Genomic DNA, 22129 nt, shown 5'->3' on the forward strand with positions numbered 1-22129 from the left:
CCGGACTCAGACCTTGAAACGCGACACGCCGCTGCGCAGCCCGACCGCCACCTGGCTCAGCTCGTCGATGGCAAAGCTGGCCTGACGCAGCGACTCGACGGTCTGGCTGCTGGCATCGCCCAGCTGCACCAGCGCCTGATTGATCTGTTCGGCGCCAGTGGCCTGCGCCTGCATGCCTTCATTGACCATCAGCACGCGCGGCGCCAGGGCCTGGACCTGATGAATGATCTGCGAGAGCTGTTCGCCCACCTGCGTCACTTCGAACATGCCGCGACGCACTTCTTCGGAAAACTTGTCCATGCCCATCACACCTGCCGACACCGCCGACTGGATCTCGCGAACCATCTGTTCGATGTCGTAGGTGGCAACGGCCGTCTGGTCAGCCAGACGCCGCACTTCGGTAGCGACCACGGCAAAACCACGGCCGTATTCGCCGGCTTTTTCAGCCTCGATCGCAGCGTTGAGCGACAGCAGGTTAGTCTGATCAGCCACCTTGACGATGGTCACCACCACCTGATTGATGTTGCCGGCTTTCTCGTTGAGGATCGCCAGCTTGGAATTCACCAGATCGGCCGCGCCCATGACCGAATGCATGGTTTCTTCCATGCGCGCCAGGCCTTGCTGGCCGGAGCCGGCGAGAATGGATGCCTGATCGGCAGCCGATGTCACCTCGGTCATGGTGCGCACCAGATCACGCGAGGTCGCGGCAATCTCACGGGAGGTCGCGCCGATTTCCGTGGTGGTCGCCGCGGTTTCGGTGGCGGTCGCCTGCTGCTGCTTTGACGTGGCGGCGATTTCAGTGACCGAGGTCGTGACCTGCACCGACGAACGCTGCGCCTGCGAAACCAGCGCGGCCAGTTCGGTGACCATGTCGTTGAATCCGGTCTGCACCGAGCCGAATTCGTCATTGCGATCCAGCGTCAGACGGCTGCTGAGATCGCCGGTGCGCATGGTTTCGAGAATCCGCACGATGCGGTTCATCGGCGCCAGAATCGTGCGCATCAGCAGCAGGCCACAGGCAACAGCGGCCAGAATGGCGACCACCAGGGAGATGCCCATGCTGATTTTCGCGGTCAGAACGGCAGACGAGATATTGGCGGTCGCCTGATCGGCCACGGCCTTGTTGGCAACGATGAGGTCATTGAGTTGCTTGCGGCCCTGAAGCCAGATCGGATTGACCTGTCCATAGAATACGGTGCGGGCGGTGGCGTAATCGCCGGACTGATACGACTTGAGCACGTCGCTCAACAGCCGCGCATACGTTTCTCGCTGTTTCTCGAAGACCCCGAAGTTGTTGCGATCGGTGTCGTCGAAGATGGTCTTCTTGTAGCCGTCGATCTGGCTTTGCAGGCGGTTTTCGAAGTCGATGTACTGATCTTGCTCGGCGCGGGTCAACTCACGCGCTTTGCCTTCACCGATCAATTCGAGCGTGCGAATATAACTTTCACCCCAGGCGCTGCGCACCAACGTACTGAAATACACCCCCGGCAATGCATCTTCGCCAACCGCCTCTTCACTGTTCTGGATCGAGAGCAGCCGGGTGTACGACACGACCACCATCAGCAGCATGATGGCGATGATTACAGCGAAGCTCGCCAAGATACGTTGACGCAATGTCCAGTTCTTCACAGTCAGCCCTCAAGAGTTCAACACCGGCAAAACCGGGTTCAAGAAGCGGACCGACGAACGGCCCAAAGCGAGCGGAGTATAGCCTAGTGACCTACCAATTAACTGGGCTGTTTCCGACATAGATAACGCAAAAACGCACAGATATTAGGGAAATATCTGACAGGCTATCGGCGTGTGGGGAAATTGCTTGATGGCAATGAGAAAGGCATTACCCGAAGTGCTTGCACATGTTGCGATCGCGCTGGGCCAGCCGGTCTCCGGAAGGACAACCGGCATTTGTCCGGAATCCGGCTGCGACCCCGCGCGCGCCTGCAACAACGGCGCTTGATAGATGCGGATTACTGCGCCTGGCGCACCTGAACCTCCAGCTCGGTCTTCAGCTCAGGTGGGAGTTTCAATTGTTTGGCCAACTCATCCAGATAAGCGCGCTCCATGAAGTGCTCTTCGTCGACCATCATGACGCTGGCCAAATACATCTCGGCAGCGATCTCTGGCGTGCGCGCGGACCGGGCGACGTCGACCGGATCCAGAGGCTTGTTCAACTCGGCGTGCAGCCAGTGCTGCAATTCGCTGTCACCGGTGATGCGGGTGAACTCGCCTTCGATGAGCTCGCGTTCGCGCTCGTCCACATGCCCGTCGGCCTTGGCCGCCGCGACGAGGGCTCGCAGAATCGCCTCACTGTGCTGCTCGACCTGCGCGGGCGGAACGCGGTCGACTGTCTGCGGCGCAGCAGACTGGGCCATGCCCTGACTGGCCTGCCAGTTGCCATACGCCTTGTAGGCCAGTAAGCCCAACGCCGCCAGACCACCGTAAGTCAACGCCTTGCCGCCGATTTTGCGAGCGCTTTTGTTGCCCAGCAACAAACCCATCGCACCGGCTGCCAGCGCGCCGCCACCGGCCCCGGAAAGCAATCCGCCCAGATTGCCGCCGCCCACTTTACCCAACAGGTCGCCAACACCCCCTTGCGTGCCTTTGCCCTGCACACCGGACGCCTTGTTCTGCAGCAGGTCCTGACCGGATTTCAACAATTGATCGAGCAAGCCTCGCGTGTTCATGAATCCACCTCGGTAGATGAGACAAAAAGGAATCAGCTCGCAGAGTAAGAGGAAGTCGGCTACGCCCGAGCAGCCGCTGTGCTTCTGAATGTTGCAACGAGTTCCTCAGCCGCTAGGCGACCATCGGGAAAAACGATATACAGTGCCGAACGCCTGAAAAAACGAATGAGCTGATCGCCATGATGACGCTGCGCCAGATTCGCCACTTCATCGCCGTTGCGGAAACCGGCTCGATCTCGGCCGCAGCGCAGGCGGTGTTCATTTCTCAATCGACGCTGACCCTGGCGATCCAGCAACTGGAAGAAGACATCGGCGTCAGCCTCTTCAGCCGACACGCAAAAGGCATGACCCTGACCCATCAGGGGCATCAGTTTCTGCGTCAGGCGCATCTGATCCTCGCGACGGTGGAGAACGCCAAACGCAGCCTGCAACACAGCGCCGATCAAGTGGCCGGGCAATTGGTCATCGGCGTCACCAGCCTGGTCGCCGGCTACTATCTGGCGGACCTGCTGACGCGCTTTCAGCGGGCGTACCCCAACGTCGACCTGCGCGTGATGGAAGACGAACGGCCCTACATCGAGCATCTGCTGGTCAGTGGTGAAATCGACGTCGGCGTGCTGATTCTGTCCAATCTGGAAGACCGCCACGCGTTGCAGACCGAGGTGCTGACCCATTCGCCTCATCGTCTGTGGCTGCCCGCTCAACATCCGCTGCTGGAGCACGACAACATCAATCTTGCCGACGTCGCCCGCGAGCCGCTCATTCAGCTGAACGTGGATGAAATGGGCGTGAACGCACAGCGAATATGGTCCCGCGCCGGACTTCAGCCCAATGTGAGTCTGCGCACGGCTTCCACCGAGGCCGTTCGCAGTCTTGTGGCCGCCGGCCTCGGCGTCTCGATTCAGCCGGACATGACCTATCGTCCGTGGTCGCTGGAGGGCGACATTATCGAAGCCCGACCGATCGCCGACCTGACGCAGACGCTGGACGTGGGCCTGGCATGGCGGCGTGGCACGGCGCGCCCCTCACTGGTCGACCCATTCCTCAGCGTGGCACGTGAACAGCCGCATCCGGGACGCAGGCCATCTATTTAATCGAACGCTGCATTCAGTATTTAGAATTTGTCGCGCTCTCGATGCGGCACTAGTCTCTGAGGCTTGGGAACGGAGTTGTTTCCGGGTTTTGCGGCGCGCCACGGCGGGTGATCATCAGCTGATAGAGACAGCGCGGCAGATACAGCTTTTTTGAATTCGCTCCACAAGGCTCAGCGTTGCGCCCGACATCAACAGTCTGGTTCAGGCCATCAATGACAAGCATCGATACAAGGAAGCTCGAACCATGGCCGGCGCACCGACCCCGCACTCCGCAACGCCACAAGTGCTCACCTCGTTGCTCATCGACGGAGAGCTGGTGGCGGGTCAGGGGTTCGTCGAGCCGATCCTCAATCCCGCCACTGGCGAAGTGCTGACTCACATTGCGGAGGCCAGCACCGAGCAGGTCGAACAGGCGATTCTTGCCGCTCACCGCGCCTTTGCCGGTTGGTCACGCACGACGCCCCAGCAACGTGCGAATCTGCTGCTCGGCATTGCCGACGCCATCGAACGCAACGCCGACGCGCTTGCGGCACTCGAATCGCTCAATTGCGGCAAACCGTTGCACCTGGCGCGCCAGGACGACCTGAGCGCCACGGTCGATGTGTTCCGCTTCTTCGCCGGCGCTGTACGTTGTCAGACCGGCCAGTTGTCCGGCGAATACCTGCCGGGCTATACCAGCATGGTGAGGCGCGATCCGATTGGCGTGGTCGCCTCGATCGCGCCCTGGAACTACCCGATCATGATGGCTGCCTGGAAGATCGCGCCAGCGCTGGCGGCAGGCAATACGCTGGTGTTCAAGCCGTCGGAACACACGCCGTTATCGATTCTCGCGCTGGCGCCGATGCTCGCGCAGTTATTACCCGCCGGGGTCATCAACATCGTCTGTGGCGGTGGCGAAGGGGTCGGCAGCCATCTGGTCAGCCACCCGAAAGTGCGCATGGTCTCGCTGACCGGCGATATCGTCACCGGCCAGAAAATCCTTCAGGCCGCCGCCCGGACGCTCAAACGCACTCATCTGGAGTTGGGCGGCAAGGCTCCGGTGATCGTCTGCAACGATGCCGATATCGCCGCCGTGATCGAGGGCGTGCGCACGTATGGCTATTACAACGCCGGCCAGGACTGCACGGCCGCGTGCCGCATCTACGCGCAGGCCGGCATCCACGACACACTCGTCGCTGAGCTCGGCGCTGCGGTCAGCAGCCTGCGCTTCGCCAGCAAACGCGACGCCGATAATGAAATCGGGCCACTGATCAGCACCCGTCAGCGCGACCGGGTGGCCAGTTTCGTGGAACGAGCGCTGAGCCAGCCACACATCGAACGGATCACGGGCGCGGCCGTGCATTCGGGCCCGGGCTTCTTCTACCAGCCAACCCTGCTCGCCGGTTGCAAACAGGGCGACGAAATCGTTCAGCGCGAGGTGTTCGGCCCGGTCGTGACGGTGACCCGCTTCGACGAGCTTTCCCAGGCCGTGGACTGGGCCAACGATTCCGAATACGGCCTGGCGTCGTCGATCTGGACGCAGAATCTGGACAAGGCCATGCAGGTGGCCGCGCGCTTGCAGTACGGCTGCACATGGATCAACAGTCATTTCATGCTGGTGAGTGAAATGCCTCACGGCGGCTTGAAGCGCTCGGGCTACGGCAAGGACCTGTCCAGTGATTCGCTGCAAGACTACAGCGTCGTGCGCCACATCATGGCCAGGAGCAGCTACGAGCTGTAAGCGGCAAGCTTCAAGCAAAGCAATAAGAACAGCTGTACCTGCGATCTTCCGGCGACAAGTGAAAGGGCATGAGTGACGACCTCTCACCGCTTGAAGCTCGCAACTGATGTCTCTCTGCCCAAGAACATAAATAAACGAGGGGAAGCACCATGTCCGTACACAAGACCGCGCTCTTGAGCGCCATTATCACCGCGCTGTTCGCCAGTGGCACCGTACAGGCGGCCGAAACGCTCAAGGCGGTGGGCGACGGCGAAGGCCAGCTGGATATCGTGGCCTGGCCGGGTTATATCGAACGAGGCGAAAGCGACAAGGCCTACGACTGGGTCACCGGCTTCGAGAAGGAAACAGGCTGCAAGGTCAACGTCAAGACAGCGGCGACCTCCGATGAGATGGTCAGCCTGATGACCAAAGGCGGCTACGACCTGGTGACCGCGTCCGGCGATGCCTCGCTCAGGCTGGTCGCCGGCAAGCGCGTGCAGCCGATCAACACTGACCTGATCCCGAACTGGAAAACCCTCGATCCGCGCCTCAAGGACGGGCCTTGGTACACGGTCAACAAGCAGACCTTTGGCACGCCGTATCAGTGGGGTCCGAACGTGCTGATGTACAACACCAACGTGTTCAAGACCCCGCCGGTGAGCTGGAGCGTGGTGTTCGAGGCGCAGGACCTGCCCGATGGCAAACCGAACAAAGGCCGCGTGCAGGCCTATAACGGCCCGATCTACATCGCGGACGCGGCGCTGTACCTCAAGACCGCGAAACCGGAACTGAAAATCGAAGATCCCTACCAACTGACCGAAACCCAGTACAAGGCCGTGCTCGACCTGCTGCGGGCGCAACACCCGCTGGTGCATCGCTACTGGCATGACGCGACCGTGCAGATGAGCGACGTGAAGAACGAAGGCGTCGCGGCCTCGAGCTCCTGGGGCTACATGGTCAACGGCCTGGTCGCCGACAAACAGCCCGTTGCCTCGACGATCCCGCAGGAAGGCGCCACCGGCTGGGCCGACACCACGATGCTGCACGCCGAGGCCAAGCACCCGAACTGCGCGTACAAATGGATGGACTGGTCGCTGCAACCGAAAGTCCAGGGTGACGTCGCGGCCTGGTTCGGGTCGTTGCCGGTCGTCCCCGAAGCGTGCAAATCCAGCGATCTGCTGGGCGCCGAAGGTTGCGCGACAAACGGGTTCGACCTGTTCGACAAGATCGCCTTCTGGAAAACCCCGCAGGCCGAGGGCGGCAAATACGTGCCGTACAGCCGCTGGACGCAGGACTACATCGCGATCATGGGTGGGCGTTAACGCCTGACGCGCCCCTCCTGTAGGAGCTGGCTTGTCCTGCGAACGGCGACGCAGTCGTCGTAAAACCGTTGAACGCGGTTTGCCAGAACGTCCGCGCGAGCCGGTTTTACGACCGGTTCCCGGCCGTTCGCAGGACAAGCCAGCTCCTACAGAGACCGGGTATTTCCCGCCGCACATTTGTCGCTTTTACCGGCCCTTGGCGGATAAACCGCTCCCACAGCGGCCAACTGGAGTTTCACCCATGACCCTTGCAGTCCAGTTCACCAACGTTTCCCGGCAGTTCGGCGATGTGAAGGCCGTCGACCGGGTATCCATCGACATCAAGGACGGCGAGTTCTTTTCCATGCTGGGCCCGTCGGGTTCGGGCAAAACCACGTGCCTGCGCCTGATCGCAGGTTTCGAGCAACCCAGCGCGGGATCGATCCGCATTCACGGCGAAGAAGCAGCGGGCCTGCCGCCCTATCAGCGCGACGTCAACACCGTGTTTCAGGACTACGCCCTGTTCCCGCACATGAACGTGCGTGACAACGTCGCCTATGGCCTGAAGGTCAAAGGGGTCGGTAAAAGCGAGCGCCTGTCGCGTGCCGAAGAAGCCCTGAACATGGTCGCTCTGGGTGGCTACGGTGAACGCAAGCCGGTGCAGCTCTCCGGCGGCCAACGCCAGCGTGTCGCGTTGGCGCGTGCGCTGGTCAACCGCCCTCGCGTGCTGCTGCTCGACGAACCGCTCGGCGCGCTGGACCTCAAGCTGCGCGAACAGATGCAGAGCGAACTGAAAAAGCTGCAACGCCAACTCGGCATCACCTTCATCTTCGTCACCCACGATCAGACCGAAGCGCTGTCGATGTCGGATCGGGTGGCGGTGTTCAACAAGGGTCGAATCGAGCAGGTCGACACGCCCCGCAACCTGTACATGAAACCGGCCACCACCTTCGTTGCCGAGTTCGTCGGCACCTCCAACGTGCTGCGCGGCGAACTGGCGCAACAGTTGAGCGGCCAGCCCAGCGCGTTTTCGATTCGTCCGGAGCACATCCGCTTCGCCGAAGGCCCGGCTGCAGCACACGAGATCGAAATCAGCGGGCTGCTCCACGATATCCAGTATCAGGGCAGCGCCACGCGTTACGAGCTGAAACTGGACAATGGCCAGACCCTCTGCGTCAGCCAGGCCAACAGCCAATGGCTGGACCTGAGCGCGCAACACCAGCCGGGCCAGCGCATGACGGCACGCTGGGCGCGCGAGGCGATGATTCCACTGGCCGACGCGGCCGGCGAACCGCTGGCCGGGGTGCATTGAGATGAGCCAGACACTCGCCCATTCGGCGTCCGCGGCAGGACAATCGCCGTCGCGGCGCTTTTCCAGCCTGCTCTATCGGCGGCCCAATCTGTACCTGTCGCTGCTGCTGATTCCGCCGCTGCTTTGGTTCGGCGCAATCTACCTTGGCTCCCTGCTGACGCTGTTGTGGCAAGGTTTCTACACCTTCGACGACTTCAGCATGACGGTCACTCCGGACCTGACGTTCGCCAACTTTGCCGCGCTGTTGAGCCCCGCCAATTTCGACGTGATCCAGCGAACGCTGAGCATGGCGATCGCGGTGTCCATTGCCAGCGCCATCGTCGCCTTCCCGATCGCCTATTACATGGCCCGCTACACCACCGGCAAGACGAAGGCGTTCTTCTACATCGCAGTGATGATGCCGATGTGGGCCAGTTACATCGTCAAGGCCTATGCCTGGACGCTGCTGCTGGCCAAGGGCGGCGTCGCGCAATGGTTCGTTCAGCACTTGGGGCTCGAGCCGGTGTTGCAGGCCGTTCTGGGCATTCCGGGTATCGGCGGCAGCACCTTGTCGACCTCGAATCTGGGGCGCTTCATGGTCTTCGTGTACATCTGGCTGCCGTTCATGATCCTGCCGATCCAGGCGTCGCTGGAACGTCTGCCGCCGTCGTTGCTGCAGGCATCCGCCGACCTGGGCGCCAAGCCGCGCCAGACCTTCCTGCAAGTGATTCTGCCGCTGTCGGTGCCGGGCATTGCCGCCGGTTCGATCTTCACGTTTTCACTGACGCTGGGCGACTTCATCGTGCCACAACTGGTCGGCCCGCCAGGCTACTTCATCGGCAGCATGGTCTACGCCCAGCAAGGCGCCATCGGCAACATGCCCATGGCGGCGGCCTTCACACTGGTGCCGATCGTGCTGATCGCCATTTACCTGTCCATCGTCAAACGACTGGGGGCTTTCGATGCGCTCTGAGCCTGTGATCAAACAAGGCGATCAGGCCTCCTGGGGCCTGAAAATCGCCGCTTGGGGCGGGCTGGTGTTTCTGCACTTCCCGATCCTCATCATCTTCGTCTACGCGTTCAATACCGAAGACGCCGCCTTCAGCTTCCCGCCGCAAGGGTTCACCTTGAAGTGGTTCAGCGTCGCCTTCGGCCGGCCTGATGTGCTCGAATCGATCAAGCTGTCGCTGCAGATCGCCTGCGTCGCCACCTTGATCGCACTGGTGCTTGGCACGCTGGCTTCGGCGGCCCTGTATCGCCGCGACTTCTTCGGCAAGGACGGCATCTCGCTGATGCTGATCCTGCCCATCGCCCTGCCCGGCATCATCACCGGGCTTGCACTGCTGTCGGCGTTCAAGACGCTGGGGATCGAACCGGGCATGTTCACCATCATCGTCGGTCACGCGACCTTCTGCGTGGTGATCGTCTACAACAACGTCATCGCGCGTCTGCGTCGCACGTCTCACAGCCTGATCGAAGCGTCGATGGATCTGGGTGCGGATGGCTGGCAGACCTTTCGCTACATCATCCTGCCCAACCTTGGCTCGGCGTTGCTGGCCGGGGGCATGCTGGCGTTCGCGTTGTCGTTCGACGAAATCATTGTCACCACATTCACCGCCGGGCATGAGCGCACCTTGCCGCTCTGGCTGCTCAACCAACTCAGCCGCCCCCGCGATGTGCCAGTGACCAACGTGGTCGCGATGCTGGTGATGATCGTCACCATGCTGCCGATTCTGGGCGCCTACTACCTGACCCGCGGCGGTGAAAGCGTGGCGGGGAGTGGCGGGAAGTGACCAACGTAAGGCCGCGTGACAGATCCCGCTCCCGGCCTGGAATACATACAACTGTAGGAGCGTGGCTTGTCCCGCGATCGGCCGGGAACCGGTCGTAAAACCTGCTAATGCGGTGTGTCAGTAAAACCGCGGCGCCTGATTTTGCGACTGCTGCACAGCCGATCGCGGGACAAGCCACGCTCCTACATAGACTGAGTCATTCAGGAGAAACTCATGCAAACCAAACTGCTGATCAATGGCCAACTGGTCGCCGGTGAAGGTCCCGCGCAACCTGTGTTCAATCCGGCGCTGGGTCGGGTGCTGGTGGAGATCAATGAGGCGACTGAAGGTCAGGTCGACACGGCCGTGCGCGCTGCCGATGCCGCCTTCGAAAGCTGGTCGCAGACCGCTCCCAAGGATCGTGCGCTGCTGCTGTTGAAGCTGGCCGACGCCATCGACGCCAATGCCGAGGAACTGGCCAAGCTGGAGTCGGACAACTGCGGCAAGCCCTACCACGCCGCACTGAATGACGAGATGCCCGCCATCGCCGATGTGTTCCGCTTCTTCGCGGGCGCCAGTCGTTGCATGGGTGGCTCGGCCGCTGGCGAATACCTGCCCGGCCACACGTCGATGATCCGCCGCGATCCGGTGGGCGTGATTGCGTCAATTGCGCCCTGGAATTACCCGCTGATGATGGTCGCCTGGAAAATCGCCCCCGCGCTGGCCGCAGGCAATACCGTGGTGCTCAAGCCCTCGGAGCAAACCCCGCTGACCGCCTTGCGCCTGGTGGAACTGGCCAACGGCATCTTCCCCGCCGGCGTGCTGAACCTGGTATTCGGTCGCGGCCAGACCGTGGGCAATCCGCTGGTGACGCACCCGAAGGTGCGCATGGTTTCGCTGACCGGCTCCATTGCCACCGGCTCGCACATCATTTCCAGCACCGCCGACAGCGTCAAACGCATGCACATGGAACTGGGCGGCAAAGCGCCGGTGATCATCTTCGACGACGCCGACATCGACGCTGCCGTCGAGGGCATCCGCACCTTCGGTTTCTATAACGCCGGGCAGGACTGCACCGCCGCTTGCCGCATCTACGCGCAAAAAGGCATCTATGAAACGTTCGTGCAGAAGCTCGGTGAAGCGGTCAGCACGATCAAGGTCGGTCAACAGGACGACCCCGAAACGGAACTCGGCCCGCTGATCACCGCGCAACATCGCGACCGCGTGACCGGCTTCGTCGAACGTGCCGTCGCTCAGTCCCACACGCGCCTGATCACTGGCGGCAAGGCCATCGAAGGCAACGGTTACTTCTTCCAGCCCACAGTGATCGCCGACGCCCAGCAGGATGACGAGATCGTCCGCCGCGAAGTGTTCGGGCCAGTGGTCTCGGTGACGGCATTCGAGGATGAAGCGCAGGTGCTGAGCTGGGCCAACGATTCGGACTACGGCCTGGCATCGTCGGTATGGACCCAGGACGTTGGTCGCGCCCATCGCCTGTCAGCCCGGTTGCAATACGGCTGCACCTGGGTGAACACGCACTTCATGCTGGTCAGCGAAATGCCCCACGGCGGGCAGAAGCTGTCCGGCTATGGCAAGGACATGTCGATGTACGGGCTGGAGGATTACACCACCGTGCGCCACGTGATGTTCAAGCACTGATGCCCCGCCGCTGACTCGGCCGGCTGGTCGGCAAGCCCGTACTCACAGGAAACCTTCCTCTGGAGGCGGGCTTGCCGTTCAACGGCCCAAGGCATTGGATACACCACGCCGCACTGATTATAATTTGATATCAACGCAACCCCGATGGATCCCCACGGTCAATCCAAATGAGCTGGAACGGATTTACCCGCGTGTTCTGATATTCGTCTGAATGCCGGATCGCTCTTCATACGCCCACTCGCCCATTCAGGCGGATATAAAAGGGTAGGCAAGTTTACAGCCAGCTTCGTACACTGTTCTCCCCTGACTGGAGCTTGCCTCATTGACCCTACATCCCGGCTTTCCCGCAGGCGACAGTGAGGCAGGCCGCGTTATTTCGCAGACCGACTGGACCACGACGCCCCTGGGGCCGATCGCGCAGTGGCCGGCAGCGCTGAAAATCCACCTCAATCTGATCCTCAATTCGCCAGAGTCGATGTACCTGCTTTGGGGACCCGAGATGCTGTTCTTCCACAACGATGCATACGCACCGGTGCTCGGGCCTCGGGGCGAAAACGCCATCGGCGCGCACATCAACGAGTTGTGGGCCGATGTCTGGGAACAGGTGCGGCCCTATGCCGAGAACGCACTGCGGGGTGTGCCCTATCAGTGCGAAGATCTGCCGCTGACCATGGCGCGGTACGGCGAAGTCGAGCAGACGTGGTGGTCGTTCACCTTCTCGCCCGTGATGGACGAAAACAACGCCATCGTCGGGCTTCTGTGCATCACCAACGAAACGACCGAGCGCGTCAAGAATCAGGAGGCGCTCAAAGCCAGCGAACGACGTCGACTGGACTTGATTGCCGACCTCGAACGGCAGGTGATTGAACGCTCCCATGACCGTGGCCTGACCTGGCAAGTCAGCCCTGACCTGCTGTCGGTGATGGACGCGCAGTTCCGCTTCGAATCCAGCAACCCGGCCTGGCATCGCGTGCTTGGCTGGAGCGAAGACGAGCTGTCGGCATTGACCTTCAGCCAACTGGTTCATCCCGACGACGGCGAACGCAGCAAAATCGCTTTCGGCGCCCTGGCCGACAATCAGCCCGTCCTGAATGTCGAAAACCGATATCGCTGCAAGGACGGCAGCTACCGCTGGTTATCCTGGGTGGCGGTGCCCGAAGGCGGCAAGATGTATTGCAGCGCCCGGGACTTCACCGCAGAGAAACAGCAGGCCGACGCACTCGCGGCCCGCACCGCCGAACTCGATTGTCTGTGGACCATCTCGCCGGACCTGCTGGCGATGCTGGATTTCGACGGCCACCTTTTGCGGGTCAATCCCGCCTGGTCGGCGGTCCTGGGCCACGAACCCCACGAACTGATCGGCAGCTCCGTGCTGGACCTGATCCACCCGGACGACTTCAGCTCCAGCCAAGCGGCGCTTGCCCACACCATCGACGACGTGCTGCCGTTGTTCGAGAACCGCTCTCGACACAAGGACGGCAGTTATCGCTGGATCGCGTGGACAGCGGCTTCTCACAATGGCGTGATTTTCGCGCTCGGCAAGCACATGACCGCCGAGAAAGAACGCGGGGAGGCACTGCGCCTTGCCGAAGAAGCGTTGCGCCAGTCACAGAAAATGGAAGCGGTCGGTCAGCTCACCGGCGGACTGGCTCACGACTTCAATAACCTGCTGATGGGCGTCAGCGGCAACATCGAACTGCTGAAATCCCGGGTCGCCAACGGTCGCACGGAAAACCTGGGCCGTTATGTGAACGCGGCGATGGACGCGGCGCGAAGAGCGGCCGCCCTGACCCACCGACTGTTGGCGTTTTCCCGCAGGCAGACCCTCGATCCGAAGCCCACCGATGTCGACCAACTGGTGGATGGCATGGCCGAACTGATCAGTCGCACTGTCGGCCCCTCCATTGCGATGGATGTCATCGCCACGCCCGGTCTGTGGGCCACGCTGGTCGATCCGCATCAGCTTGAAAATTCCCTGCTCAATCTGTGCCTGAATGCCCGTGACGCGATGCCCGATGGCGGACAACTGCTGATCGAGACCGGCAACAAAACGCTGACCGCCGACCAGGCCCGCGAGCTTGAGCTGTCCGCGGGCACGTATGTGACGCTGTGTGTCAGCGACAACGGCAGCGGGATGAGCCCCGATGTCGTGAAACGCGCTTTCGATCCGTTTTACACGACCAAGCCGATCGGCATGGGCACCGGCCTCGGCCTGTCGATGATCTATGGCTTCGCGCGGCAATCCGGAGGCGGCGTACATATCCGCTCCACGCCAGGCAAAGGCTCGCAGGTCTGTATTCACTTGCCGGCCTACGTCGAGCAGACCGTTGTCGGGGTCAGCGAGCCCGAACCGGAGGCTCCGTTCAATCACGTCGCAGGCGGTGAAACATTATTGGTGGTGGACGACGAGCCGTCGGTCCGCGCGCTCGTGGCCGAAGTGCTGACCGATCAGGGTTACCGCGTGCTGGAAGCCGACACCGGGGCAGCGGCGCTGCAGATTCTGCAGTCCAGGCAGACCGTCGACCTGCTGGTCTCCGATGTCGGTCTGCCAGGCGGGATGAACGGACGCCAGCTCGCCGACGCCGCACGCACACTTCGGCCGAAGCTCAAGGTGCTGTTCGTCACCGGTTACGCGGAAAACGCCGCGCTGGGGGAAGGTCGGCTGGAACCGGGCATGCACGTGCTGACCAAGCCGTTCTCGATTCCGGCGCTCAGCGAGCGGGTGAAAGGCTTGCTCGAAGGCTAAACGCAGCAGCGTGACGGGGCCGGCAGCAACGGACTGAGTGGGCCGCCGACCCGTCGTGACGCTGCCACGACGTGCCGGTGTTCAGCATCAGTCGCGCAGATCCGACTCATGAATCGGCTGATCCCGATGCGTCGCACGCTGATATTGCGCGGGCCACACAGCCTTGCGCCCGCCCAGGTCGTCATCGGCGTGCAGCGGCCAGTAAGGATCGCGCAGCAGCTCACGGGCCAGCAGGATCAAGTCGGCCTGCCCGGTACGCAGAATGGTATCGGCCTGATACGGCTCGGTAATCATGCCCACGGTCCCGGTGGCGATGCCCGACTCGTTGCGCACCCGCCCGGCAAACTCCGTCTGATAACCCGGCCCGACCGGAATTTCGGCGTTCGCTGCAGTGCCGCCCGATGACACATCAATCAAGTCAACGCCGAGGGTTTTCAGGCGCTTGGCCAGTTCAACCGTTTCATCCGGATTCCAGCCATCCTCGACCCAATCGGTGGCCGACACCCGCACGAACAGCGGTAACTCCTCGGGCCACACCTTGCGCACCGCTTCGGTGACCTCGAGGGTCAGACGAATGCGGTTCTCGAACGATCCGCCGTACTGGTCGCGACGCTGGTTGCTCAGCGGAGACAGAAACTGATGCAGCAGATAACCGTGGGCTGCGTGAATCTCCACGACCTTGAACCCTGCGGTCAGCGCGCGTCTGGCAGCGTCGACGAAGGCCTGGATGACGGTCTGGATCTGCGCCTCGTCCAACGGTGTCGGCGCGGTGTGCTGAGGGTCGAACGGGATTTTCGACGGTCCCCAGGGCGTCCATCCGCCCTGATCGGCCGGAATGCTGCCGTGCTTGCCGAGCCATGGACGCCAGGTGCTGGCCTTGCGACCGGCATGCGCCAGCTGAATGCCCGCCACTGCACCTTGCGCGGTAATGAAGCGGGTGATCCGTTGCAACGGTTCGATCTGCTCATCGTTCCAGATGCCGAGGTCTTCGGGCGTGATGCGACCGTCACGGGTCACCGCCGCCGCTTCGGTAAAGATCAGCCCGGCGCCGCCCACGGCACGACTGCCCAGATGAACCAGATGCCAGTCATTGGCCAGCCCGTCGACGCAGGAGTACTGACACATCGGCGAGACCGCGATGCGATTGAGAAAGGTGAGTTTGCGAAGGGTGTAGGGTTCAAGCAGCAGGCTCATGAGCACCTCTCAGGTCGATTCAAAGGATCCAGGCACTGTTCGTATTGAACCTGAAGCCTAGTCGACAACTGGAGAGAAGTTCGGGTTCCTGCCGCGTGACGGCGTTCAGCGCGGCGACAGATGCACCACCATCAACTGCACCGTTTCGTTGCCGCGAAACTCGTTCAGATCGAGCTTGTACGCCAGTTCGACCCAACGAATGGTCGGGTTCGGCCACACGTCCCGATCAACGCTGAACGCAATGCCTTCGAGCCTGACCGTGCCGCACTCGGTCTTGAGCACCATCTTCAGATGACGCTCGCCGACCACCCGCTGCTCCACCAGCTGGAACACGCCGTGAAACAACGGCTCCGGAAAGTGCTGCCCCCACGGCCCGGCGTTGCGCAACGCACGCGCCAGCTCCAGATGAAATTCCTCCACCGCCAGCGTGCCATCGGACAGCAGCCGACCGGTCAGGTCTTCCTCAGTCAGTTGGCGTCGCACCTCGGCATCGAACGCGTCGGCAAACGCCGGAAAGTTCGCTTCCGGCAACGACAGTCCGGCCGCCATGGCGTGGCCGCCGAACTTGCTGATCAGCTCCGGGTGTCGGGCGGCGACCGCATCCAGCGCGTCACGAATATGGAAGCCGGGCACCGAACGCGCAGAGCCTTTGAGCACGCCCTCGCCCGCGCTCGCAAACGCGATGGTCGGACGGTGATAGCGCTCTTTCATGCGCGAGGCAAGGATACCGATGACGCCCTGATGCCATTCCGGCTCGAACAGACACAGGCCGAACGGCATCGACTCGACCGGCAGGTCCTTGAGCTGGGCGAGCGCCTCGCGCTGCATGCCCTGCTCAATGGATTTGCGGTCCTGGTTCAGCTCATCGAGCTTCACCGCCATCTCCCGCGCCTGTGCTTCGTCGTCGCAAAGCAGGCATTCGATGCCCAGGCTCATGTCATCCAGACGTCCGGCGGCGTTCAGTCGAGGGCCGAGAATGAAACCCAGATCGGTGGAAGTGATGCGCGATGGCTCGCGCCGGGCGACTTCCAGAATGGCGCGCAATCCGGGGCGCGCACGTCCGGCGCGGATGCGCATCAGGCCCTGATGCACGAGGATACGGTTGTTGGCGTCCAGCGGCACGACGTCGGCGACGCTTCCCAGCGCCACCAGATCCAGCAATTCGCCCAGGTTGGGCTGAGCACGCCCGCCAGCCTCGAACCAGCCAAGGTCGCGCAACCGCGCACGCAGCGCCATCAGCACGTAAAAGATAACGCCTACGCCGGCCAGTGCCTTGCTGGGGAACGTGCAGCCCGGCTGATTGGGGTTGACGATGGCATCGGCGGCGGGCAGTTCGTGGCCCGGCAGGTGGTGGTCGGTGACCAGTACCTGCAAGCCAGCAGCCTTGGCGGCGGCGACCCCTTCGACGCTCGAGATGCCGTTGTCCACGGTCATCAGCAGATCGGGTTGGCGCTGCAGCGCGACCTGGACGATCTCCGGCGTGAGGCCATAGCCGTATTCGAAACGATTGGGCACCAGGTATTCGACATGGGCGGCGCCCAACAGCCGCAGACCCAACACGCCCACCGTGCTGGCCGTCGCACCGTCGGCATCGAAGTCGCCCACGATGAGAATGCGCTGACGCTGCTGCAACGCCGTCACCAACAGATCCACTGCCGCATCGATGCCCTTGAGCTGCTGATAGGGAATCAGCCGCGCCAGGCCCTTATCCAGTTCCTCCTGCGACGCCACGCCACGCGCCGCGTAGAGCCGGGTCAGCAGAGGGGGCAGATCGCCCAGAAAAGGCAGGGTTTCAGGTAACAGCCGTGGTTCGATGCGCATGCGGGTTCCGCTGGTGTTCTGGTGTTGGAGCAGGTTCGGGGTCGGCACGGTCAACGATGGCGATCAGCCCCGTTCACCCGCCAGCCACTGCAGCTGTACTTCGTGTTGGCCGCGGTCGTCGGTCACGAAGATCGTGCCTTCGCTGATCATCACGTCCCACTTGATCACGCGCGGCATGTCCTTGGCCAGCGTCTCCAGCACTTCTTGCGGCACTGCGGCAATGTTGACGTTCTTCAGGGATTTGACGGCTGGAACGACCTTGCCTTCCCAGACGCGCAGACTGCCGTAGGCCAACAGGCTGGTGCGTTCGGTACGACGCGAGCACCAGGTCAGGCGCTCTGCATCCGGCTGGCCGACTTCGATCCAGTGCAGCACGCGATCATCCAGGCTTTTTTCCCACAGGGCCGGCTCGTCGACTTCCGACAGGCCACGACCGAACGACAGTTGCTCGCTGTACCAGAAAGCGTATGCCAACAGGCGAACGGTCATGCGCTCTTCGGTTTCCGAAGGGTGGCGGGCGATGGTCTGTTTGACGTTTTCGTAAACCCCGCGATCGAGGTCGGTGAGGTTCAGTTCGAATTTGTAGGTCGTGGACGGCTGGGCCATGAACGGGCTTCTAGAGACGGGAAAGGCGGCAAGTCTAACCGATGACGCCCCTTTGAACGATGGAACTCGATAAGCGATTGCAGCAACCGTCGCAAATTGCGTGTGGCAGACACTCGGCGCAGTGCTTTACTCAAGCCATCGTCACGAGTGTTAAACAAATGATCCACAACGCCGATACCTTGATGAGAGACCCTCTAACATGAAGTACAGAGAGTATCCCGTTGTCGGTGGCTGCCAGCGATCAGCCCAGAGGCCGCGTGGTCACGCCAGCTTCGGCTCCAGTCAGTTTTTTCGGGAATTGCATCGACGGATGGTCAATCGTTTTACGCAAGCGCGTGGCGCCGGATGCGCTGCGCTGCTTTTCATTTCGGTCATGGTCGGCATGCCTGCGACTGCGCAGGCCAAGGAGACGCTGACCTGGTTGCTGCGCGATTTCCCGCCGCTGACCATTTTCTCGGGGCCGCAGACCGGTCAGGGCGCCATCGACAAGCTGATGCCCGAACTGATCGCCCACATGCCCGAATACGATCACAAGGTCATGCACGTCAACCGCGCTCGCGGCACTCAGATGCTGCAGGACCCTGATGGCTTCGCCTGCGACCCGACGCTGCTGTGGACCGCCGAGCGCGAAAAGACCATTCTGTTTTCCATCCCGACGTACGCCACCCCCGGCAATGGCGTGACCATCGAGCAGAGAAATCACGCACTGTTCGCGCCCTTTCTGGACAACGACGGTCATCTGGACCTGGCAGCCCTGCTGGCCAGCAACAAGGTCAAGGTCGGCATCGTCGCCGAGCGCAGCTATGGGCCGGTCATCGACAAAATCCTCCGCGAAACGACCCGGTCGGACAACCTGATCCTGCATTACGGCAACACCGCTGTCGGGAGCATGCTGGAGATGGAGCGGCTGGACCGGTTCCAGGCGATCATCAGCTACTGGCCGGAGGCTCGTTATCACGCGCAGCAGCAGGGGATTCCCTTGAGCGAGCTCGAATTCTTCCCGATCAAGAATGCCCCCAAATACCAGTTCGCCCACATCGGCTGCTCAAAAAACGATCAAGGGCGCGCAGCCATGCAGGTCATCAATCGGGAGATGCGCGTGCTACGGGTCACGAAGCTGATCGGGTTTTACGCTGAATGGATGGTGAAAAAGGAAGAATACCTGCGCGACGCGCAGACCTTTTTCGATGAAGGCCAGAACTGATCATTGCCCGACACAGGCAGCAGGCAAAAAGAAACCCCGAGCAGCGGGGAGACTGCTCGGGGTCAACCGTGGTCCATCTTGGACCCGTACGGCAGGCAACATAAACACCGGAGCACAATGCCTGCGCCTGCCGTAATTGATAGGAGCCTACCCAACCGATAAGGTTCCCCAGGCCTCAGACAAAAGGTCGACCGCCCGAGAACACGCCCGCTTGCGAGGCATTGCGCATTGCCGCGATGACACAAGGCTCGATGCGCCCTTCTGCCACCATCAAATCACGGTGCAAACCATCCACCACATCCGTCAACTGGCGTCGGTCGCTCAGTTGAGAGGCCGAAAAAACACGTTCGATCACGATCGCACCGGCTGCATTTTTCAGCGTTACGAGACGCTCGCCGTTCACACCGGCAGCGCCAAGACTCGCCTGATAAGGGGCCAGTGCGTCGCTTAGCAACAAGCTGATATTTTCCATCCGGATCACCACTCAACAGTTTGAATGCAAAGGTGCTTATCAATGACCATTGGCAGAAGCGGAAAGTTCTTTGCGCCATGAATCGGGCAATGCGGCAACCTGAAGCCTGGAGCATGCCTGCCGAATGTGACAGACAGACTTCACCCAGTCCAACGCCCGAGGCAGAGCGGTCGCGCGGGTTTGACGGTCAGTGGTCGGGCTCCGCCGCGCAATTTAGATGCTTGTCCATTCGCGTTAATAACTCGCGCGTGGACTCGCAGACTCTGTCCAGGGTTTGTGACACTGGCTGCCCCGCAAGCCGTGCCTGCTCCTTCTCCAGCAGTTCGACGATCGAGGCCATCGGCGCGTGGAATTCGTACCTCATTGTGGCAAGGAAGGTGCTGACGACCTGATCCGCCACCGCCGCGTTCTGTTGCGCCAGGAGCAATTCGCGCTCCAGACGCTTGCGCTCGGTGCAGTCGACCCAGCCACCCAGAAGCCCCTGCAACTGACCGTCCGCGCGATAGAACGGCACGCTCCACTGCATGGCTTCGATCTGCCTGCCAAACAGATTCATGCTGCGCTCGACCTGCAACGGCTTCTGCGTTTCCAGCAAGGTCATGTAATCGGCGTGCATATGGACGGCACACTCCTGCGGAACGAGGTCGACATCAATCACGCGCCGGCCATTCATCTGCTCGTGACTGATGCCGAAAAACGCTTCGTAGCCGCGGTTGCACGAAACCAGTCGCCCTTGCAGATCGCGCACGTACAGCGGGTCAGGAATCCCGTCGAACAGTGCTCGCTTGAACGCGAGCTGGTCGCTGAGCTGCTCTTCAGCGCGCCGCCGCCGATGAATCTGTACCTGCAGACGGCTGCGCCAGGCCAGCGACACCAGCCCCAGCAACAGCACGATGCTTGCGCTCCAGTAAACCCAGGCAGGAATACGCTGCCAGACCGAGGGCGGAGCGCTTACCGTGCCTAACCACTTCATGCGGATCGCACGCATCTCAGCGACCGGAAACTCCTCGAGCGCCTTGTTCAGAATGCCCAGCAACTCCGGCTCGCTCTTGATCACCGAGAAGCTGTCCGACGACCACTTTCCTTCCACGCTGCGACCCACCTTCAACCGGTCCGAGGTATAGAGCCAGGCGCCCGCCTCGTTCTGGATGGTGAAGTGCGCATCGCCGTCTTCCACCGCCTGACGCGCCTCCTCGTAGGTCGGGACCAGCCGCAGGAGGATGTCCGGATAGCTCGTTTGAACGTACTCCAGCAACGCATGCCGCGCCGGCAGCGCAAGCACCTTTCCCGACATCTGCGCCAGGCTGACAGGCGACGGGGCATTGGCTGGCACCAGAAACACCCAGTTATTGCCGCCGAATGCGTAAGTGAAATTCAGAAGGGTCTTACGCTCGGGCGTTTCGGCCAGCGTGGTGTTCATGTGCGCCGAACCGGATGTCAGCGTCTCCAGAAGCACACGCGTGGACGGCGCTTCTTCGTACACGAACATCAGACCGGTCATGCGCGAGATGCGTGACAGCAGGTCCACGTTCAACCCGACCCAGCGGCCCTTGTCGTCCTTGTAGATGTAAGGCGGATGTTGCGTGGAAGCAACGACCACCTGCGGATGCTTGCGTATCCACAGTTGTTCGGCGGCATTGAAATTCAGGCGCTGACCGATCACATCGGTGCCCAGGCCTGACGTCCAGCGCTCCAGAATCTGATGACTCACCGACTCGTCCAGGCCGGCCATGGCGCGATTGATCAGTCCGGTCAGCCTTGAGTCGCGCTCACGCAGGGCGAACGAAAAGCCGCCCGGCGGGATCAGGCTGATGAACTTGATCTGCAAGCCCAGATACGGCCGCAGCACGCTGTAGGCTCGCACGATCAGTTCGTTGCCGATGACCGCGTCGGCTTCGCCATGGGCCAACGCTTCTACCGCACTGTACAGACTGGGGGCGAGCAGAATCTCGCTGTCAGGGTAAAGGCGGTGCGCCTGCTCGGAGTCGACATAGCCCTCGAGCAACAGCACGCGCTTGCCCCTCAGCGAGGGAAGCAGGCTTGAGTCAGTGCCGCGGGCCACGACCACCGACTTGTCCGGCATGTAACTTTGGGTGAAGGTCAGGCCGGTGATGGCTCGCTCGTAACCGCTCGCGCCACTCAGCATATCGATCGCTCCGGATCGCAGCGCAGCCACTGCATCTTCGCGCTTGGCGAATGCCTGAACCTGAACGGGAATGGATAAACGGGCGCTGATCATGCTCAGGTAATCGGCGCTGATGCCCTGGTAGCGGTTGCGGTCGCTGGTGATGTCGATGGGCTCGTGGTCGGCAATCGATACCCCGACCCTGAGCACCTTGCGCTCCGCCAGCCAGCGTCGATCAGTGCCGTCGAGCACGAGTGGGCGCTGAGCCAGAAAAGGTTCGGCCAGCGCAAAAGGAAGATTCTCTATCGCATGACCGGCAGAGTTCCACGCGCATAAAAACAGCAGCAACGCGTGCCTGAGAATGGGGTGATGAATCGGCGCGCCTGGCGCCTTGAAGAATCGGTAATCGAAAGCCACTGGCTTGTCCGCGAAATGAAAAATACTTCGCAAGTGTGGCACGC

General features: G+C 61.7%; 16 protein-coding genes. 9 read left to right on the forward strand and 7 right to left on the reverse strand.

What is annotated here, in order from left to right:
• Positions 1 to 6 precede the first annotated feature (6 nt).
• Positions 7 to 1629, reverse strand: a complete 1623-nt coding sequence (locus tag QRN36_RS00810) for a methyl-accepting chemotaxis protein (RefSeq protein ID WP_285422409.1) — start codon at positions 1627 to 1629, stop codon at positions 7 to 9.
• Between the two features lie 338 nt (positions 1630 to 1967).
• Positions 1968 to 2684 carry a tellurite resistance TerB family protein gene (locus QRN36_RS00815; RefSeq protein ID WP_285422410.1) on the reverse strand — a complete coding sequence of 239 codons (717 nt, stop codon included), beginning with the start codon at positions 2682 to 2684 and terminating at the stop codon, positions 1968 to 1970.
• Between the two features lie 179 nt (positions 2685 to 2863).
• Here QRN36_RS00815 and QRN36_RS00820 point away from each other — a divergent pair, with 179 nt between their 5' ends.
• The 8 genes from QRN36_RS00820 (at position 2864) to QRN36_RS00855 (ending at position 14246) form a co-directional block, all read left to right on the forward strand.
• Positions 2864 to 3778, forward strand: coding sequence for a LysR substrate-binding domain-containing protein (locus QRN36_RS00820; protein WP_093463181.1), 915 nt, complete (start codon positions 2864 to 2866; stop codon positions 3776 to 3778).
• A gap of 244 nt (positions 3779 to 4022) precedes the next feature.
• Positions 4023 to 5498 carry a gamma-aminobutyraldehyde dehydrogenase gene (locus QRN36_RS00825; RefSeq protein WP_285422411.1) on the forward strand — a complete coding sequence of 492 codons (1476 nt, stop codon included), beginning with the start codon at positions 4023 to 4025 and terminating at the stop codon, positions 5496 to 5498.
• Between the two features lie 149 nt (positions 5499 to 5647).
• Positions 5648 to 6799 (forward strand): putative ABC transporter substrate-binding protein YdcS, encoded by a 1152-nt coding sequence (ydcS, locus tag QRN36_RS00830; RefSeq protein WP_285422412.1) that lies wholly within the window; start codon positions 5648 to 5650, stop codon positions 6797 to 6799.
• A 241-nt stretch (positions 6800 to 7040) separates the two neighbouring features.
• Positions 7041 to 8090 (forward strand): ABC transporter ATP-binding protein, encoded by a 1050-nt coding sequence (locus QRN36_RS00835; protein ID WP_285422413.1) that lies wholly within the window; start codon positions 7041 to 7043, stop codon positions 8088 to 8090.
• Position 8091: 1 nt separating this feature from the next.
• Positions 8092 to 9042: an ABC transporter permease gene (locus QRN36_RS00840; protein ID WP_285422414.1), complete on the forward strand. Its 951-nt coding sequence runs from the start codon at positions 8092 to 8094 to the stop codon at positions 9040 to 9042.
• Entirely contained in the window at positions 9032 to 9862 is an 831-nt protein-coding gene (locus tag QRN36_RS00845; RefSeq protein ID WP_285422415.1) for an ABC transporter permease, read from the forward strand. Before QRN36_RS00840 ends, QRN36_RS00845 begins: the two co-directional genes overlap by 11 nt.
• A gap of 213 nt (positions 9863 to 10075) precedes the next feature.
• A complete protein-coding gene (locus tag QRN36_RS00850; RefSeq protein ID WP_285422416.1) occupies positions 10076 to 11500 on the forward strand; it encodes a gamma-aminobutyraldehyde dehydrogenase in 1425 nt (474 codons plus the stop codon).
• Positions 11501 to 11822: 322 nt separating this feature from the next.
• Positions 11823 to 14246 carry a PAS domain-containing sensor histidine kinase gene (locus QRN36_RS00855; RefSeq protein ID WP_285422417.1) on the forward strand — a complete coding sequence of 808 codons (2424 nt, stop codon included), beginning with the start codon at positions 11823 to 11825 and terminating at the stop codon, positions 14244 to 14246.
• Between the two features lie 87 nt (positions 14247 to 14333).
• Here the strand turns inward: QRN36_RS00855 and QRN36_RS00860 are convergent, their stop codons facing one another.
• The 3 genes from QRN36_RS00860 to QRN36_RS00870 form a co-directional block, all read right to left on the reverse strand.
• Positions 14334 to 15440 carry an NADH:flavin oxidoreductase/NADH oxidase gene (locus QRN36_RS00860; RefSeq protein WP_285422418.1) on the reverse strand — a complete coding sequence of 369 codons (1107 nt, stop codon included), beginning with the start codon at positions 15438 to 15440 and terminating at the stop codon, positions 14334 to 14336.
• A 105-nt stretch (positions 15441 to 15545) separates the two neighbouring features.
• Entirely contained in the window at positions 15546 to 17261 is a 1716-nt protein-coding gene (recJ, locus tag QRN36_RS00865; RefSeq protein WP_285422419.1) for a single-stranded-DNA-specific exonuclease RecJ, read from the reverse strand.
• A gap of 63 nt (positions 17262 to 17324) precedes the next feature.
• Complete coding sequence (locus tag QRN36_RS00870) at positions 17325 to 17867, reverse strand: YaeQ family protein (protein WP_093463158.1); 543 nt, start codon at positions 17865 to 17867, stop codon at positions 17325 to 17327.
• Between the two features lie 310 nt (positions 17868 to 18177).
• Here QRN36_RS00870 and QRN36_RS00875 point away from each other — a divergent pair, with 310 nt between their 5' ends.
• Positions 18178 to 19071 carry a TIGR02285 family protein gene (locus QRN36_RS00875; RefSeq protein ID WP_373568681.1) on the forward strand — a complete coding sequence of 298 codons (894 nt, stop codon included), beginning with the start codon at positions 18178 to 18180 and terminating at the stop codon, positions 19069 to 19071.
• Between the two features lie 175 nt (positions 19072 to 19246).
• Here the strand turns inward: QRN36_RS00875 and QRN36_RS00880 are convergent, their stop codons facing one another.
• Both QRN36_RS00880 and QRN36_RS00885 read right to left on the reverse strand, forming a co-directional pair.
• Entirely contained in the window at positions 19247 to 19543 is a 297-nt protein-coding gene (locus QRN36_RS00880; protein WP_093463152.1) for a DUF3509 domain-containing protein, read from the reverse strand.
• A gap of 187 nt (positions 19544 to 19730) precedes the next feature.
• The gene (locus QRN36_RS00885) at positions 19731 to 22085 is read right to left on the reverse strand and encodes a transporter substrate-binding domain-containing protein (RefSeq protein WP_373568682.1); all 2355 of its coding nucleotides are present in this window, start codon (positions 22083 to 22085) and stop codon (positions 19731 to 19733) included.
• Between the last annotated feature and the right edge of the window lie 44 nt (positions 22086 to 22129).

Origin of the sequence: Pseudomonas sp. efr-133-TYG-103a (assembly GCF_030209235.1) — a bacterium.
In the GTDB taxonomy this organism is placed as follows: Bacteria; Pseudomonadota; Gammaproteobacteria; order Pseudomonadales; family Pseudomonadaceae; genus Aquipseudomonas.

Coding starts and splice junctions, on each gene's coding strand:
- QRN36_RS00815 (WP_285422410.1), bottom strand. CDS start 2,684: ATGAACACGCGAGGCTTGCTCGATCAATTGTTGAAATCCGGTCAGGAC.
- QRN36_RS00820 (WP_093463181.1), top strand. CDS start 2,864: ATGATGACGCTGCGCCAGATTCGCCACTTCATCGCCGTTGCGGAAACC.
- QRN36_RS00825 (WP_285422411.1), top strand. CDS start 4,023: ATGGCCGGCGCACCGACCCCGCACTCCGCAACGCCACAAGTGCTCACC.
- ydcS (WP_285422412.1), top strand. CDS start 5,648: ATGTCCGTACACAAGACCGCGCTCTTGAGCGCCATTATCACCGCGCTG.
- QRN36_RS00835 (WP_285422413.1), top strand. CDS start 7,041: ATGACCCTTGCAGTCCAGTTCACCAACGTTTCCCGGCAGTTCGGCGAT.
- QRN36_RS00840 (WP_285422414.1), top strand. CDS start 8,092: ATGAGCCAGACACTCGCCCATTCGGCGTCCGCGGCAGGACAATCGCCG.
- QRN36_RS00845 (WP_285422415.1), top strand. CDS start 9,032: ATGCGCTCTGAGCCTGTGATCAAACAAGGCGATCAGGCCTCCTGGGGC.
- QRN36_RS00850 (WP_285422416.1), top strand. CDS start 10,076: ATGCAAACCAAACTGCTGATCAATGGCCAACTGGTCGCCGGTGAAGGT.
- QRN36_RS00860 (WP_285422418.1), bottom strand. CDS start 15,440: ATGAGCCTGCTGCTTGAACCCTACACCCTTCGCAAACTCACCTTTCTC.
- recJ (WP_285422419.1), bottom strand. CDS start 17,261: ATGCGCATCGAACCACGGCTGTTACCTGAAACCCTGCCTTTTCTGGGC.
- QRN36_RS00870 (WP_093463158.1), bottom strand. CDS start 17,867: ATGGCCCAGCCGTCCACGACCTACAAATTCGAACTGAACCTCACCGAC.
- QRN36_RS00875 (WP_373568681.1), top strand. CDS start 18,178: ATGGTCAATCGTTTTACGCAAGCGCGTGGCGCCGGATGCGCTGCGCTG.
- QRN36_RS00880 (WP_093463152.1), bottom strand. CDS start 19,543: ATGGAAAATATCAGCTTGTTGCTAAGCGACGCACTGGCCCCTTATCAG.